The 17,907-nt window shown below is 48.5% G+C and carries 10 protein-coding genes and 1 pseudogene; 5 read left to right on the top strand and 6 right to left on the bottom strand.

Going from position 1 to position 17,907, the window contains the following annotated elements; genetic code table 11:
* Positions 1-455 (bottom strand): annotated as a pseudogene (locus tag BZG14_RS03245) (AraC family transcriptional regulator); the annotation flags it as partial.
* A gap of 584 nt (positions 456-1,039) precedes the next feature.
* Between BZG14_RS03245 and BZG14_RS03240 the strand changes: the two are divergent.
* Positions 1,040-2,893 carry an SUMF1/EgtB/PvdO family nonheme iron enzyme gene (locus tag BZG14_RS03240; RefSeq protein ID WP_077485033.1) on the top strand — a complete coding sequence of 618 codons (1,854 nt, stop codon included), beginning with the start codon at positions 1,040-1,042 and terminating at the stop codon, positions 2,891-2,893.
* A 437-nt stretch (positions 2,894-3,330) separates the two neighbouring features.
* The gene (locus tag BZG14_RS03235) at positions 3,331-4,029 is read left to right on the top strand and encodes a helix-turn-helix transcriptional regulator (protein WP_108743510.1); all 699 of its coding nucleotides are present in this window, start codon (positions 3,331-3,333) and stop codon (positions 4,027-4,029) included.
* 99 nt (positions 4,030-4,128) lie between these two features.
* On the opposite strand, the gene pdxH is transcribed toward BZG14_RS03235, so the two are convergent.
* On the bottom strand, positions 4,129-4,767 hold the full coding sequence (pdxH, locus tag BZG14_RS03230) for a pyridoxamine 5'-phosphate oxidase (RefSeq protein ID WP_069360872.1): 639 nt from the start codon (positions 4,765-4,767) through the stop codon (positions 4,129-4,131).
* Between the two features lie 459 nt (positions 4,768-5,226).
* Between pdxH and BZG14_RS03225 the strand changes: the two genes are divergently transcribed.
* Positions 5,227-5,892 carry a transglutaminase-like cysteine peptidase gene (locus BZG14_RS03225; protein ID WP_077485037.1) on the top strand — a complete coding sequence of 222 codons (666 nt, stop codon included), beginning with the start codon at positions 5,227-5,229 and terminating at the stop codon, positions 5,890-5,892.
* 6 nt (positions 5,893-5,898) lie between these two features.
* Positions 5,899-7,833, top strand: coding sequence for a bifunctional diguanylate cyclase/phosphodiesterase (locus BZG14_RS03220; RefSeq protein WP_077485039.1), 1,935 nt, complete (start codon positions 5,899-5,901; stop codon positions 7,831-7,833).
* Between the two features lie 211 nt (positions 7,834-8,044).
* Here the strand turns inward: BZG14_RS03220 and BZG14_RS03210 are convergent, their stop codons facing one another.
* The 4 genes from BZG14_RS03210 to BZG14_RS03195 all read right to left on the bottom strand — a co-directional run bounded on the left by BZG14_RS03210 (position 8,045) and on the right by BZG14_RS03195 (position 14,394).
* Complete coding sequence (locus BZG14_RS03210; protein WP_069360880.1) at positions 8,045-9,709, bottom strand: DUF342 domain-containing protein; 1,665 nt, start codon at positions 9,707-9,709, stop codon at positions 8,045-8,047.
* Positions 9,710-10,073: 364 nt separating this feature from the next.
* On the bottom strand, positions 10,074-12,101 hold the full coding sequence (locus tag BZG14_RS03205; RefSeq protein ID WP_077607973.1) for a GNAT family N-acetyltransferase: 2,028 nt from the start codon (positions 12,099-12,101) through the stop codon (positions 10,074-10,076).
* 103 nt (positions 12,102-12,204) lie between these two features.
* The gene (locus tag BZG14_RS03200; RefSeq protein ID WP_077485047.1) at positions 12,205-13,176 is read right to left on the bottom strand and encodes a ParB/RepB/Spo0J family partition protein; all 972 of its coding nucleotides are present in this window, start codon (positions 13,174-13,176) and stop codon (positions 12,205-12,207) included.
* Positions 13,177-13,185: 9 nt separating this feature from the next.
* Positions 13,186-14,394: a ParA family protein gene (locus tag BZG14_RS03195; protein ID WP_046076018.1), complete on the bottom strand. Its 1,209-nt coding sequence runs from the start codon at positions 14,392-14,394 to the stop codon at positions 13,186-13,188.
* 1,354 nt (positions 14,395-15,748) lie between these two features.
* On the opposite strand from BZG14_RS03195, the gene BZG14_RS03190 reads away from it, so the two are divergent.
* The gene (locus BZG14_RS03190; RefSeq protein ID WP_077607972.1) at positions 15,749-17,728 is read left to right on the top strand and encodes a replication initiator protein RctB domain-containing protein; all 1,980 of its coding nucleotides are present in this window, start codon (positions 15,749-15,751) and stop codon (positions 17,726-17,728) included.
* Positions 17,729-17,907: the final 179 nt, after the last annotated feature.

The following is a 17,907-nucleotide window of genomic DNA, read 5'->3' as shown; positions in this document are numbered from 1 at the left end:
TCTCGTCGCGGCGAAACATGATCACGGAAATGGCGATGTAATACACACATCAGCGTATCAGCACATGCGCGGCTCAGCAGTAAATCAGATGGGTTGGCGATCATCTCGGCTGTCAGCGCCTTGATCAGCGTTTGTGCATGGGTGTCGAGCTGGAAGTAAGGCTCGCGACTAAATAAACGCGCAATGTTGTCATGCATGGATGCATGCCCCACCCATTCTTGGTATGGAAGGTTAATCACCAGAATTTCATTACGTCCCACCCCGGTAAAAGCATGCTCTTGTGATTCTCCCACCAAACAGCCTTGGCCTGGGCCCACCAGACTACCTCGCCCATCAACATCGAATTCCGTTTGCCCTTGCAGACCAATCACGACCTGCTTGTACTCATGGCTATGGTGAAGCTGTTGTCGAGGTAAGGCGATCACTTCAGAGACTTTGGGTGTTTTTGTCACCATGGCTCTCCCTCTCGGTGCGGATTASGGCTTTGCCGTCAACCATTCAACTTCCTCTTTCATTATTCTGGCACGCTTGTCACCCGTGTGCRACTGGATTCTCTGTGCTTATTCTCAACGTTGCGGAACAATGATCAAGTAGTGTATTTTTTACGGCCTATGTCATTTTGACGCTAAAAATGCGAAGGATCCCTCATGTATTGCACATTGATCGGGGTAATATCGAGAACAATGCGATAAAAAAACCACCTCTGATATATGTAAATAACATAAAATTCAACGACTTAATTTTTATTCGATGGAAATATCACTTACTTGATCATTGTTTCGAGGCGATCAAAGGGGATCAACACCTTGATCATTCTTCCGTTTTATTGTGCCGTCATGCAATCTTATTTGAAGCAAGCCACCGCTTAAGGTAATCTCGCATAAACATAAAAACCATGAGCACAGTTGCACCGATCACGTCGCAGAATGCTGACTGCCGTCAAATAATTAGCACGGTTTGCGTGGCAACGCGGGTTTCCGTGATAGTCTACTTTTTGGACATAGGTATTATTATTGCGACATGCGTAAGCAAGGGAACTATGACAACGAAATATATAAAAGCGTTATGCTTAGCGCTCCCTCCCCTACTGCTAACCGAGTTGGCGTTCGCTGAAAACGCGTCTTCCGCTGATAATCTCGATCCGGTCAGTGAGTTGGTTGAGAAGCTCCGCGATAAAGAAGAAACGTTGGAGACTCGAAACGATGAACTGGCTCTGCAGCAGGCGAAATTGGATGACCTTTTGGTCAAGCGCGCGACGTTAGAAGATGAACTGAGTAACCTGAAGCGTAAACGCAGTAATGCTAAAGCAGAGCTGGATGCGAAATTTCAGGATTTAATCGCTGACCCGAGCACAGATATCAGTCCGTATCAGCAGGCCTACCAACAAGCATGGCAGCAGGTGAACAATCACCAGCAAAAACAAGCTGCCAACGAGTCCGCCATTATTGAGCAGAAGAAACGACTGGCGAAACTTGAACGAGAACAAGCCTTATTGGCAACCACCCTTGAGAATTTACATGAGGCCATGCGCGAAGCACGTGCAGAGCGTCTACGTAAAGAACTCACCCAAAAAGACACGATTGAAGTTGTCCATAGCTTGACCTGTTCACCCAACATGACATTGTCGGCGTGCGCGAACCAAGCTAAGACGCTGACCATGCAAAAAGCGATTCGTGACTTCCGAGGCCAGGTAACGGACTTTGTGACCGAATCCAATGCGGTGAAGGAAAATATCGATAAAGTGGCGTTTAATATCCACGTCACTAACAGTGAAGTCGTTGACGCGGGCTTTACCGGTGGTATGGACTACACAACGCGTGTTAACGCCGAGCTGGTAAGCCGTCCCGATAAAACGGCGGCATGTCGACTGCTTGATCTAGAAGACAGATACTGTGTTGAAACCACTCAAGCACAGCAGCAGGCCAATCGTAAACAGCAAGCGAAACGCTGGGTTAACGTGACGATACGCTCCAATCGTTACGATGACAGTGTGACCATTAATGATGTGTCATACGGCAGCACACCGGTAGAACTCATGCTACCCGTCGGTAACCATGACTTAACGGTCACCAAACCGGGTTTTGTCCCCTACGATCGAGAAGTGTATTTAGGTAAAGATCAGGTAGTGTGGGCCAAACTGAAAGAGCAACCTAACCAGCCACCAAGTCCTGGGAAGAAGTTTACCGACCCGGTTGCCAATAATCTCGAAGCACCGCAAATGGTGGTGATCGGCGCTGGCGAATACAAAGTCGGGCCAGATGCAGGTGAAAATGTGGCTATTCAGCAATCATTTGCGATGGGCGCCACACCCGTCACGGTAGAGCAGTTTGACGCCTTTGTCACCGCCTCCGGTTATGTCACCGCAGCCGAACAAGGTAATGGCTGCGATAAGCTGGTAAATGGCGAGATCAACCAAAGCTTGGATACAGACTGGCGTCAACCCGGCTTTGATCAAGCGGCCGACTCCCCAGTCGTTTGTGTCAATAAAGATGATGCCGAGGCTTACACCGAGTGGCTAAGCCAGCAAACGGGTCAGCGCTACGCGCTTCCAAACGACGTTGAGTGGGAAGTCGCTGCCCGTGGTGGCACGGAAAGCGATTACTGGTGGGGCAATGAAATCGGTGTTGGCAACGCCAACACCGGCTGGAGCGGCACGGTATGGTCAAACGACCGCACTTCGCCGGTTAAAAGCTTTCCACCTAACCCGTTCGGTGTTTATGACACCGCAGGCAATGTTTGGGAGTGGGTAAGCAATGATACCCCTATTGCTCGCGGCGGTGCGTGGAACTTTTCACCTCAACGCTCTCGCGTTTCCGAGCGTTTGGAGTTAGGAGAGAACACCAGCGCCAATTACCTTGGGTTCCGCGTGGTGCGAGATATCAAAACACCTTGATCTCACTCGCCTCATCAAAATAGTAGAAAACACACGCCGCTACTCGTTAGCGGCGTTTTTTTCGAGTAAGATAAGATCAACAATCTTGATATTAAGTTGCTTTACTCAATGTCAATAGGTCAAATCCCCCCTACCCAACGTCTAGTCTTCTGGATATAGTAGACCTCGTAAACGCAATTTGTCCCGATAGACGCGTTTGCAGTTCCTAACACTGTTAGGTGCAGTTAGATAACGATCTTGTATCAACAACCCTCATGATACCAGTGAATTATCTAAACAACCTCTTCTACACGTCGTACAGGATAACTCCCTTTGGGGAAATCTTGTCTTTGCCGGCTTTATGCCGGCTTTTTTTTATGCTCCAATAACGTGTCCGTTTTTCTATATTTTGATGGGCGATGACGTCCAATAATAATAACAATGAATGGGTAAGCGATATGAATCACGTTCCTCCTGCTCTGTCTATGCTCGAGCAATTACCCGGCTGCTGGGGCTGCAAAGATACACAATCGGTATTTGTTTACGCCAATAGTGAATACTGCCGTCTTGTGGGCCTCAAACAACCGCAAGACTGCATAGGCAAGACAGATCATGATATGCCCTGCCCCACCACGCGTTGTGCCGATCAATTTCAAGCGCAAGACCAATACGTGATGAAAACAGGCAAGCGACTCCGTGTGCTCGATATTCATCCCTATGCCAATGGCCGTTGGCATGCGCACCTGTTTACCAAAACGCCTTGGTTTAATGAACAGGGGTATATTTGTGGGGTCATGTTCTGTGGCCAGGAGCTGAGCGACACCGCCATTTTAGAAGTGGGACATTGGGTGTGCCGTGCAGTCACTCACCCTGAACAGGCGTTATCCGATCATCATCATGGTGAAGCTCAGGTACACCTGACATCGCGAGAGCGGGAGGTACTGTTCCTTCATCTGCATGGCAAGAAACCGCAATTGATCGCGCAGACATTGTCGGTATCCGTCAAAACCATCGAAAATCACTTTGCGCATTTACGCGAAAAGTTCGATGTCGACTCCAAAGCAGGCTTACTCGAGCATGCGCTCGCGCAGGGATTTGGCTCCGCGATTCCAGAAAGCTTGTTAACCCAGCAATTGTCTGTGGTGCTACGAGGTTAATCAGACAGCGCCCAGTTCAACAGTGCGCCCTCTTGCCGCCAGTTCTGCGCGATGAGGGCGCTAAGATGTCCCTCGTCGCTATCATCAAAGGGGCGGCGGCTATGGCGCTAAGCGCTCAATCGCCCAGTTGTCATCCTCTTGCCGTTGATATAAGAAACGATCGTGTAAGCGGTGCTCGCCACCTTGCCAAAACTCAATGCTTTTAGGCTTGATGCGATAACCGCCCCAGAATGTAGGGACAGGCACTTCCCCTTTCTCGAACTGTTTTTTCAGCTCCAAAAACTTGCCTTCTAACGCCGAGCGTGCTGATAAACGTTCGCTTTGTTTGCTCGCCCATGCCGCGATCTGGCTTTCTTTGGGGCGAGAAGTGAAATACTTAAACACCTCCTTTTTACTCAGAGGCTCCGCTTCCCCCATAATATGGACTTGTCGCTCGATAAAATGCCAAGGAAAGTGCAAGCTAATCTTGCTGTTTTTTTTCAAATGCAGCGCTTTGCGACTTCCCAAGTTGGTGTAAAACACAAACCCCTCTTGATTAAAGTCTTTAAGCAAAACGATGCGCTGAAAAGGTTGTCCATCTTCATCAACCGTGGCGACAGTCATTGCGGTTGGATCTGGCACTTGGGTATCAATGGCTTGTTGCAACCACTGGCCAAATAAATCCATGGGCGCATCGGGTAAATCATCACGACGTAATCCCCCTTGGGTGTACTCTCTTCGAATGTCTGACAACTCCATTGCTTTCTCCAATTCGTTTATTTTCAACTATTTTGCGCAGGTCTTTGTCAATAAACAAGCACAAACCGATTACGTGGCTGCCAATACAAAGATCAGTCTGTTCTCTCTTAGAGATATTGACATTAACACTTACGCCTTCACGTCACTTTTCTCTTTAACTCGCGCACCAGCACAAAAGCGCGCTAAAAGTCTAAACTAGAAGCTAACAACATAGGAAGCGGGTCAAGTCCACTCATGAACATCGGTGACCACGCAAAAGCGACGATCAAAGCTGTAACCTAGGTCACCGCTATGGCAAACTTCTTGTCATACGACCTCGACGCTCAGGACCATTTTACGATGAGTTAGGAGCCCGAAACGATATATCTCCAGTCGTCAAACATTGGACTTAAAGAGGGAAGCTCGAGGGAGCATGAACTATTTTTACTCGTCAACCTCAGTCTTAAAGCGAAACCATTTATGAAGCAATGGCATATTGCCGGGTTATGTTTGTTGCTCTCTCTCAGCGCGATGAGTCTGACCACCAAAGAGTCACGCTGGGTGGGACAAGTATCGAGCTTTTATGGTGAACGCGCGGGTAAGCGTGTCACGGCATGGCGCAACATGGTGGAAAAGACCCAAGGCTTATCAGAGCAAGAAAAGCTGCGCAAGGTGAATGATTTTTTTAATCAGATGTACTTTGTCGATGATATCGACCTATGGGGAAAAAAAGACTACTGGGCAACGCCTTTAGAGTTTCTTGGTGCCGCCGCCGGTGATTGTGAAGATTTTAGTATCGCAAAATACTTTTCGCTTCGCGAGTTAGGCATTGATGATAAAAAGCTGCGCCTGGTGTACGTAAAAGCAATCCGTCTCGACCAATTTCATATGGTCGTTGCGTATTACCCAACACCGTCCTCCGAGCCGGTGCTACTCGATAACTTAGATCCAGCAATTAAACGTGCGTCGTTAAGACGCGACCTGCTTCCTATATATAGCTTTAATGGTAGCCGACTATGGTTAATGAAAGAACGCGGCCAAGGCGAGCTTGCTGGCAACGCCTCCCGACTTGGCCTTTGGAATGATTTACGTAGCCGTATCGACACCTTAAAGATGAAAAAACCGATTAGACAATTTGATAGGTAAACACCGATGACGTTATTCAACCAAATATTCTCATGGATGCTAGTGATTTTCTTCTGCATAGTGCTGGCCGTCTTCGGTATCGAGCTGAACACCACACGCAACTTTTTACTCAATCAGCAAACCTCTGATGTCAACAACACGGTCAATTCGATGGGGTTAGCCTTGGCACCCTATTTAGAATCGGATGATAAAGTCGCCGCCGAGTCAGTGATCAATGCGTTTTTTGATGGCGGCTTTTACCGCGAGGTTAATTTGACCTTGCTGTCAGATAACAGCGAGATTGTTCGCGAGTACCCGGTAGAAATTCAGGGCGTTCCCCAGTGGTTTATCGATCTCGATATTTTTCCTGTGATCACAGAAAAGCAAACCATCACCAGTGGTTGGATGCAACTTGCCGAAGTCGAAGTGGTCGCGCATCCAGGGTATGCATATAAGCAACTATGGAAATCATTTGTCCAGCTAGGGACAATTCTGGCGATTATCTTTTTGGTCGCGTCCGTGATCATCGGCTGGCAATTACAGCGCTCTCTGAGACCGCTTGCGCGCATTACGGCCAAAGCGGGCGAAATCGCCAAAAACAAATTTGGTGATCCCATTCCGCTTCCTCCCACGACAGAGCTTAAAACCGTGGTCAATGCCATTAATGTCATGACCGATCAGCTCAAAAACTACTTTGAACAACAAGCAAAAGAAGCCGACCGGTTACGTAAAACCGCCTATCGAGATGCGGTATCTGGCCTCGGTAACCGCAGCTTCTATGTTGGCCAGCTTAAATCTTGGTTAACCGAGTCTGGTGTTGGCGGTATGGCGTTAATTAAAGTGGATCTCATTGGGGAGGCCTATAAAAACCATGGCTTCGAAGCGGGGGACCGTGTGGTTGAGCAATTTGCGAATAACCTCACTACCACGATTATCAGCGACGACAACATGACCGCAGCGCGTTTGAGCAAAGATGAATTTGTGATCCTAGCCCCGAATTCAGACCCTGATGACTTACGCTTGCTCGGCGAGAGTGTGCTCGCCATGGTCGTGGACATGCAAGCGGATCCGACCGGCCTCACGCCACCTAAGGTAGCGGTTGGGTTAGCTATCAATGGCGGCGGGAACCAGGATGCCAGCGTGCTACTGTCACAAGCAGATAATGCCTTATCACAAGCACGCAATACGCCAGAGCACCCTGTCGTACTGATTGACCAATCCATCGGTGACGCTGCAATGGGTAAACAGCAATGGAAAGCACTGCTGCATGAAGCCGTCGCACAAGAGCTGTTTGTGTTCAAATACCAACCCGCCACAGACAGCGAATCAAACCGACTGCATCAAGAGGTCTTTTCTGCGATAGAAAAAGACGACCAGTATTATGGGGCTGGGCACTTTTTAGGGGCCGTGGAACAGCTCCAGCTGGGTGAGACCCTCGATAAGTATGTCATTACTCACGTGCTTAAGACATTATCTCAAGACGCCAGTGTCGGGCCATTGGCGGTGAATCTCACCTTGAGTAGTGTGACCAATGCGTCGTTTATTCGTTGGTTGGGAACAACCTTGTATCAGCACCGCAAACAGGCCGGCCAACTGTTATTTGAGATCCCAGAGGTCGCTTTTGTTCGTCATGCTGATCACACTGGCTTGTTGATCGATCAAATCCGTCAAGCAGGCTTCCAATTTGGCGTCGATAATTATGGTCGCAACTTCCAGTCTTTGGATTACTTACAACGCTTTAAGCCCGATTACGTAAAAATAGACTTTGCCTATACCAGCCATATAGAAGACGATGCCCAAGGGCATGTCTTGGCATCAATTTGTCGCACCGCGCATAACTTAAATATCACCACTATCGCGACACGCGTGGAAACAGACGCACAACTTGCTCACCTTTCCGAGCTTTTCGTCAATGGTTTCCAAGGCTATATCTTCAATAACACTCAGGACAGCCATGGTTAAAGATCCGCTCCTGCAATCATTGATTTATGTATCGCGTTACTTCGGTAACGCGAACTCCCCCGATGCCCTTGTGTCTGGACTCCCTATCTCCGACGGCTACCTCTCACCTTTTTTACTTCCCCGCGCGGCTGAGCGAGCGGGGATGGTAATTCAAGCCTTAAAAGAGGGAAAATCCGTAAGGTTGGCTAACAGTTTACACTGTAAATCAGCGTTAACCATTGGCTTGATACGGCTTTAATTCAATCGCCGCATTATCATAAAACAAATGTGATGGACCATGCTCTGAGTGAATCACGTGCTTGTCTTCGCCGATAGTACAATGGACACGATTCAGTAATGACTTAGTCGCAATGATACTGGCGGCTTTGTATCCGCTTTCTATCGCCGCATCTGTTTCTTCCACCGTGGCTTCTATTTCACTTAGCTCGGTAGAAAGGTGCTCGCGTGTCGAACTTATTCTTTCCACCATCGCGGCGTCGCGCTTCTCTTCTGGAACAGCGTCAAGTTTTTTCTCTGCCGCCTGGATCTTGTCCAGTTGGGCACTTTTCTCTTCCCAGCTTTTGTTTAGATTGACGAGTTCCCGTTTAAGTATCGGCAGACGCGGGAAACAATGGATATACGTATGCGCCCCTGCGCTGGCGCCGATAATCACCGCCTGTACTTTCTCACCGACTTCATGTTGACCGCCCGCTAATGTCCCTTTGCGCTTGGTGGCATCAGTAATGATGATTGACTGCCCCACATGTGTTTTGCAGTGCATCGCATGCAAGGTAAGTTCTAGGTTTTGATTGGCACAGAGCGTGGCATACTGCGCGAACTTGGCAACGATATTGCCCTCCGCAATCAGGGTACAATTAATATCAGAATCGGCTGCAACTTGTCGGCCGATAATCCCATTCTGGACAATAATGTCGGCACCGGCGGTGATGGTCGCCGATTCTACCACTCCTCCCACCGTGACGGTTCCCGATGCCGTGACCTTCATACCCACTTCGACATCCCCTTTAATCACCACACTGCCTTCAAAGTTGACATGCCCAGTACCGACATCAACCGCATCTAAGCTCAAGGCATCATCGACAGCCACACCGTCTTTTTGTAACCGAGGGATCCCGGCCATGGTCGCCACCAAAATATTGGGATCTTTGTTACTGAACTCACTACCTGGGTGAGCGGTGAGTGTCATTGGCTGACCGGACGAGGTCGACAACACTGAGCCAGTGACCGTGAAGCCCTCATAACCCGACGTTTCTGGGATCAGTTTTGCTAAAGGCTGTCCTTGCTTCACCATCACCATTTCCCCCAAATCACGCATATCAACGGTTCCATCTTCACGCTGTTTGGGACGACGAACACGCTCGGTAGGATCTTCAATGAGATAGACAAGATGTGCATCTTCGCCGGCGATAGGCTGTCGGCCGAATGCAACGGGCACATCGAGATATTCACCAGGTTTGAGCTTTCCTGATGCGGAGAGAAGTTTTTGCAGGGTTGGTTTTTTTATCCCTCGAACAATATTAGCATCACGCAGTGTCGAAAGAATGTCATCGGCTTTCAGTCCACGCCCGCCACAAGCGCCGTTAACGATCAAATAGGCCGTCATTTTATCATCGGCGATACGCGCCTCGATAGTTGCATCACGGCGTTCTGCTATAATGAAATCTTCCGACTCAGCATCATCCGGCGAGGCATTTAACTTGGTGAGGGCTGACTCTATCGTATCATCAAAACAAAAAAAGCCATCGACTTGGTTGCTCACCAACCAGTCCTTAATCTGTTTTTTCTCTATGGGTTGGCCATTTGTATGCTCGACGTTCCCTGCCGATAAATATACACGCTGACCATCCTGAGAGACGCGGAGGATATCGTCTAGCATCTCGCTTCCTGCCCATCTGATCCTTGTGGCGGCTTTATTAGCCCAGTAAACCACTTGGCAACGCGCTTGCTCCATCATCTTGTGGAACGTTACGCTCGACTGTCGTCACTGATTAGATTAGTCCAAATCCAATGCCAGTGTGCGCAATTGTCTCATTTATAATAAATTATACAGGTTTATCGTTTATGGGAGCAGGATCACTGATAAAAACGTGACCAGGGTAGGATTAATTCATTGGCCCTCGGCATGCTCCCCACAATGATCGACATTAGAACGATTTACAGTGTAAATACGCGTCAAGCGTGACAGCGTTTACACTGTAAATCAAGCCAATGCCGCGTGTTTCGTTTACAGTGTAAATCGCTCATGTCGTCAGGTGCATGTGAACATAGTCCCTTATTCGAGATTCCGCGTCCTTCTTTCCCGCAAGCTGATATCGGGTGCAAACCACAGACCAAGGCAACCCTAACAAAATACGGCTAACCAGAATGGGGAGTGTGGCGTTCTCGCCCTTTTTCCCGTCACAACGAATATGATGATATAACCAAGCCTGTAGACTCGAGAGGGCAGCATCGACTCCTACACCACCGGCAACAAACCCATCGAGTTGTTGTCTTACTTCCTCCGGTAGCGGTGTGGTTGGTAACCCTGCAATGATAGACACAGCAATATCCGTTTCCATCCGTTGATGGCTAGTGAGCATCTGAATGGGAAGACTTTGCCTAAACAAGCGCAACGCCAGATCACACCATCTCAATGGCTGGATAGGTTTAAGCATTTGCAGTGAGTAGCAGCCACTGGCTTGATCGCGTTTCAATCCCAGTTTAACCGGCTTAAACCCTTGCTTAAACCAAAACGGCGTCAACGATGCGGTTGCACCGAAGCTAACCCCTACCCCAACTACCGAGGCTTCAGCCGCGTGTTCATTCACGACGGCGAGCAACCGTCGACCGACGCCTTGGTGTCGATAGGGCTCGGATACGGCAATGCGTTGCACGCGCCAAAGCCTGTCGTGCAAGACCTCAGCCTCCCCCAAATGCGCGGCGACAGATTGGCTAAACAGATGCCCTTTTATCCGGCGTTGCCCCGCAACGACCGCCTGGCACGTTTGCCAATCAACCCCACCCTCTTGACTCACGACACACGCGGCAACCAACTTATCGTTGCGCCAGCCGGCAAAGATTAAGATAGCGTCATCGTCCAGAAGACGGGCTAAATCGTTAGGCGATGTTTGATAATGGGCCGCGATCAGTAGTGTGAATAACTGCCGTAAACACGCCTCGTCTTGATACAACTGATGACGGCTAATCGGTTCAATCACCACATTTTTAACCCACTCGGTCTCAAGCATATCGGCCCGTTCCGTCGCTAAGTCGTCGTCGCCATTGAGTAAAAAGAGGGCATTCAAGGTACGCTCAACCGGATCATCATCAGCCCATCGCATGGGGGCGGTGAGCTTTAAGGTACGCCATTGTGGCTGCTCTGCATCCAACATTTGCTTGAGTCGCAGCGTAAAAGCCCGTCCTGTCCCTTCATAGCCATGCTCTGTCGTGGCAATCGCGACGCGACTGTATTGATTCAGCCATTGGCTTATAATCGGAAGCGGGATCGCCGCTGCCTCATCAACCAGTAACAAGTCTGCCGCTGGCGCGTCTTGCAACAGCACATCAGGCGCGATAAACCGTATCTGGCTTCCTTGATAATCGATTTTTTGACCGGCGTCATCAACCTCAAGGGTGGCTTTCAGATGATGAAAAAGCGTTGATGCATGGGCAGGGGAAGGCGATGACACAATGATGCGCCTTGGCTTTTTCATCATCAAGTTAGCCGCGGCCATTCYTAATGCGGCCGATTTACCCCGACCTCGATCAGCGCTAAGCAGCAGGGGACGGCGCCGATGTCCGGTCACGACTTTCTCCACCGCAGCAATCGCATCTTTCTGGGTGACTGAATGCGTTTGGGGTCGCACCGAACGTTCTCGCGGTAACCGGTGTTGCCAATGACAATGAAATGCGACGCTATCATCTTCACTCAAACACCGAAGAAGACGTTGCACGGATGGCGGCATATCTTCAACGCCGTCGGCAATTCGGAGCACAATGAGCGCCCCCGCGCGACAACAACCGACGATGGCGCAAAAAGCTTCCGCGTTAAATTGCGCGTTCACCTCCACCACGATATGACCACACTCTTGTCCTAACTTTTGCTGAGCCTGGCGCCAACTCAAACCATGTTCAGCGCTTCCCACAATTAACGGGGCTTGTGTCTCATCAAAGCCGGCTAGCACAGTCGCCAAATCCTTATCGACACAAACCAGTTGACGGTGGGAGTGATGGGCTGCACGTAAGATCAGCGGCGCAAAAAAGTCTTCCAATGTGGGTGATGTCATCATGTTTCCATAAGGCTTTTTACCAAGCGGATAGGGGATGATAACACGCAAAAAAAAACGACACGCCAGGCATGTCGTTTTTACTTTGTCATTTTCGGCAAAAAGATTAGCTATCGAGTGTTTGCTTAATCAGCGCTAAAATACGCTCTGCGTCTTCGTCACTGACTTTCTTGAGGCTAATATTCAAATTGTTGCCTTTGCGTCGGTATGACGCTCGCCCTTCAAGCAATGTTTGCGCTTGCTCTTTTTCAGTAGATGTCGGCGCAACCAGTTCATCCTTAAACTGCTCAATCAACTGGGTGACTTCTCGCGTAATACGCGTCACGCCTTGCGCATCAACCTGTTGCCATAAAGGCGTGTCACCAAGCTTAGCAACCAGCTGTTGTTGCAAAGACGCATCAAGGCCAAAATACAAGCGGTGCAACTTCACAATCGTCGGCCGTCCCAACTCCGATACACTCGGGTAGGCCTGGAGTAGCGGTAAGGGCAGGGCCGCGGCTTTTAGGGCGCCGCTGACCAAGGCTTCGCTACACTGACACGCATTCGCCAATGCTTTTTGGTCACTCACTTCACCACTGTCTAACATTGCCTGCATCTCTTTACCGCGTTCATAAAGCGATAAGGGTTTGTGCGCATTGGCGACATCTGACAAGAATTTAGCATGGCGCGTACTAATGCCTTTGGCCACGTACACTAAGAAATCTTGGTCTGCAATCAGACACGACATGCGGCGTCGGCTACCGTCGAGGACTTCGATACGACCATCGTCAAGCCAACGACCCACTGCAGGGTACTGCTGGCCATGTGCTTTTAGCGTTACCAAAATATCGGATAACGCAAGTTCATTCAGAAATGACTGCTCTCGCGCATTCTTATCAAAGACGGTCGTTTTATCTCGGATCTCACTGGCAGGGACTTTTACCAGCTCAAATTCAACCGTGTGTTCACCGGCGACCGCAAGCTCAATGACTGCCGCTTTTTCACTCGCTGCACTCTGAGCTTCTTGCGTTGTCGTCGCTCGTCGCTTGTCTGCTTTGGCAAACAAACGCGCATTTAAATCAGAGGTCTTAATGGCCATTTTTCGTAATTACTCCTGATTGAGCTGAGACCAGTGGCTGTGCAGCACACGCTCAAGTTCTAAACCGACACGATGGACGGCATCTTGGGCTGTCGATAACGTCTTTTTACCGCCCTCAAAGTCTTGTGAGGTAAGATCAAACACTGTGCTGTAGGTATCGGCGCAGGTCTCAAAGGCGCGACTTCTTGGAATGGTCGCCATCATGACTTGTTCACCTAAAAGATAATTCATTTCCGTTAAGACCGAAATCTGTTTTTTGTTGTCATCTTCAAACATAGTCGGCATCAACCGCACAAACTCGAGGCCATGCCAGTCTTCAGGGAACATCTCATAGACTTGTGGCAGATGCTGGAAAAAGTTCACCGTCGACGCCCAGTCAAGGCGCTTTGCCGCACAAGGGATCACTAATGAGTTTGAAGCATACATCGCATTCCATACCAGCGGATCGATATGCGGGCCTGTATCTATCATGATAATGTCAAACTCATCACTGATTGGGTCGATGACTTTTTCTTGCAGCAACTCAACCACATTCAGAGACTGGCTCGTTGCTAACGCTTGCCACGCCTCAGCATTAAACATCGCGTCTTCTGGGAAGGCCGCCATGGTTTTTAAGTTTGGGTACTGTGTCGGCAATAGGACATTACGCATCATGAAGTCTTTGTCTGCAGGCTGGGGCGTATTATCCAACATGACGTCAACGGCGGAGTAAATCCCCTCTTGCTCGGTCAAACTAATTTGTGGGTTGAGGAACAGTCGCAATGAGCCTTGTGGATCCAAATCGATTAAGCAAATGCGATAACGCTTTTCCAAATTGAGGGCCATACACGCCGCTAAGTGCACCGCACTCATGGATTTACCGGTTCCGCCTTTCTGGTTTTGGATGTTCACCACCCAAGGCTTATGGGTTTTTCCTTTACGCTCATGAAAGGTCGGCACATTCGCCGCATCCATGATTTGGTGCGCCTCATCGAGTGTAATCGAATAATGGTTAGCGTTGTTTTTGGTAAACTGATGCCCYTCTTGCTCCATGCGAGAGATCGCTTCATCAAGCTTTCGCCGCGTTAAACCAGAACGCGTTTCCATTAATGCTTTTGACATCGGTGGAAACAGTTGGTCGTGGCGCTCTTCCATCACAATCTCGACCCGATCAGACTGAACCTGTTTCGTCTGCGCGGCGATGTTGCGAAGGTTTTCAATCGTCTTTTCCCTATCCATATTCTTTTTCGCCTTAACGAGAAATAATTGCCGATTGTACAGCAAATTCCAGTTAAAACAATAAAAAGGTGAACAAAAGCCGATCAAATAAAGATCCTGCTCACAATTGTTATCTTGGATGATTGATGAAAATAGCGACAAATATCCGCTTATCCTCACCTCGACAAACCTACGATAAGTTCCGCACATTTTAAATGTCACAGCGTCACTTATTTACAATGTAAACAAGTCGAATAACCGGAAGCTTATCTTTGAATGGCTAATTTACGGTATCCGATCATTGAACTGAGTTTATCGTGGCTTAACCCTGAAGCAGGGAAGTTGGTTTGAAAAACATCCCCATTTGTCGCTCACCCGATGGCTCACTACCGTTTTGATCATTTTTCCCGAAACGATGATCAAGGTGTACGGCCTTCATGGACGCCATCACTTGATCATGCTTTCGAGCGTAAACGCATCATTTAGGAAACATGATCAAGCGGTATTATGGGTTAAATCCTCTGCAAATCCACGCGGCGTATATCGCTACTCAACGGAACAATGATCAAGACTTGCTGTAAACGCTTATACAATGTCCCATTGTTCGGAACGATATAATCAAACCGCCAAATTACGGATAACGTCAGGTGTAACAAGGGATCGAGAAGGATCTTATCCTCCTCTCCGTCTCCAGTGGACGAAACAGGGGGTTAGGTCAAGATGATCGAACAGCACGATCCCCTTCATGATCATTGTTCCAATAACCGGACACATACATCCCAGTGACGGTTATACTGTCAATGTCATTTCGATTTGATGGATAAGCGTGAAATAGCCGCTAGCCTAACCAACAACATGGACGCTTTTTCATCGGATCGACTAAAAAAGCGCTGTCTTGATCATTGTTCCTAAGTCCCATTCGCCCGTTTAGTCACTAAATCGAATAACATCATCGTCAGCGATAGCCTATCACTGTGGATAAGATGTGTATCACGCTTGATCATCGTTGCCGTTATTATCTGATCATCAATGCGGTAAGATGTTGATCATTGATGCGGGCCTTACTTGATCATCGTTGGTGCGTGTTGATGATCATGTCTCCGAAACTTTGATGATCATGCTTTCGAGGAAGGTAAAATTATACTTCATAAAAATCAGAATGTTATATAAATCCAATTGTTTGGATCATAAGATCAGATCATCAAATTAGATCAGAATAATCATAAAGATCAGTTAAAAAGCACAATAAAAAAGATCTTTCTTTTTGGTTCTTTTTTTATTAGTCTTTCCCTGGAAGAGTGATCGATTTACGGTTTCCGTCAATTCAATTAAAAATGCGCGTTGAGTATGCTCGTGACAAAGGATTTAAGCTGACATGAATGCCAGTAAACCCGAAAAAATCTTGATAAAAGCCCCTCGCTCCCACAAAGACGGGCATTTGTTTGCCGTTCATGATCAGTTGATTGATTGGCTTGCACAGTATGAACACTTTAAAGGGGTAACCAAAAGCATTCTAGAGCTGCTGAACTTAATTTCAGTGCGGGGCTTTGCCTCTCAAGACGGGTATGTCTCCACCACAGAATTGGTTGACGCGACAGATGGCCAGCTCACACGCGCAGCGATTCAGCAAAGGCTTCGTGCCGCTGTCCAGTTAGGATTGTTCATTCAGCAACCTGTGCGGTTTGAAGAAGGACTCGCGGGCAAAACCATGCTGCATCAGTTTGTTAATCCTAGCCGATTGATTTCATCGCTCGGCAGTGCAGGCCTAATGACAGAAAAAAGTCGCGATGCAGTCAAACAAAAACGTTCAAAAGCGTTAGCGCAAACACAAGTTAATCGACAACTTCTCAATGAGCATGGACTGGGCACGCCCCCCATGATGCCTGGTGAGAAAGATCAGATTTTGGTCTCACCGACCAGCTGGGCTGGGATCATTGATCAAGCGCTTGCCCCTCCGCGCACCAAAAAAGGTTATCAAAAATCGATGGTGGCGATCAGCGGGACCAAAGCGATCATTGAAACCCGCTCGGCTAAGTCGATCATGACGGTGGATGATCTGATGACACTGTTCGCCCTGTTCACCCTCACGGTGCAGTACCATGATCATCATTTACCCAATTACGAGTTACAGACCCAATCTATAGGCAACAAAACCCCCATCTATATCACTGATATTCTGCAATTACGGGGTAAAAAAGACAGTGGTCCTGCACGTGACGCCATCCGCGAAAGCATCGATAGAATTGAATTTACTGACTTTCAGCTTCATGAGCTGACAGGACGTTGGCTCAGTGAAAACATGCCAGAAGGGTTCAAAAGTGACCGATTCCGGTTCTTAGCCAGAACCATTACCGCCTCGGAGGAAGCGCCTCAAGAAGGGGAAGATGGTGAGGTTAGGATCAAGCCCAACCTTTACATCTTAGTGTGGGAGCCTTCGTTCTTTGAAGAGTTGATGACACGCGATTATTTCTTTTTGTTCCCACCGGAGATATTGCGTCAGCACACCTTGGTGTTTCAGCTCTACTCGTTGTTCAGAAGCCGTATGTCGCGTCGACTCGAAGATTCCATGTTGCTTAGCGAGCTGAACCAGAAAATGGCGCGGAATATCGAATGGCGCCGTTTTTCCAGTGATTTAATCCGAGAGCTACGAAAGCTGGCGGAAGGGAAGGTGACCGAATCTGTCTTTGCGGTGAACTTGTGGGGGTATCACTTAACGTTAACGCGCGAAGACGAAGAGAAAAAATACCCTGACTACCGCATAGACATAAAATGCAACGTGGACGAGGTGATCCGCTATTCGCGTGCCAAGATGTATAACGAGGGCAAACGTTCGTTGGCCCCCACCATGCCCAACCCATTGCGAAACGAGATCTTACCCAGCCAAGACCTTGATCAGCTTTCCGGGATCATTGATGGTGAGTTTGAACCGATCCAGCGCAAAGAGAAGAGCAGTGGCCGCTTGGGACGTCGTGTTAAACAACGTAAGCACTTGGTTGAGATTAATGCAGATGAACTGACCATTGTGCTCTCAAAGTATACGTCTGAGGAAGCGTTGCAACGCAGTATTACCGCGTTGTCGGCGATGACAGGGCATCCTTCATCCGTGATCACCGAAGAATGTCAGGGGTATTTAGAAAAGCTTGATTGGTTGCGCGTGGGTGAGCAAGTGGTCTCTTACGAAACACTCAGCCGCACCATCGAGTTTTATAATCAACAACAGCATGATAGACACCTTTCTATTGAAAAGTTGATATCTGGCCTGGCCGTGCGACGTAAAGTCTGTCAGCGCGTGTTTGAGGGCCATCTCGATGGGCAAGTGCTTAAGGCTCTGGATGATATTGCAATGGGCGGGTAGTGACCGATTTTGCAGGTTGTTGACAGGGTAATGACACAACCTTCGATGATCGACGTAAACTACCWCTCGATACCTTTGTCCTATTGGGTGCTCTGATGGCACCATTTGGCGAATCACTTGCCGAGCGGGCTTTGCCCGCTTTTTTCTCCTTGCCTTCCTCAGCCGCTTACCGAGTATCC

Origin of the sequence: Salinivibrio sp. IB282, assembly GCF_001995685.1 — a bacterium.
In the GTDB taxonomy this organism is placed as follows: Bacteria; Pseudomonadota; Gammaproteobacteria; order Enterobacterales; family Vibrionaceae; genus Salinivibrio; species Salinivibrio kushneri.
The sequence above is the reverse complement of the archived record's forward strand: the minus strand, read 5'-3'. Positions and strand labels throughout refer to the sequence as shown.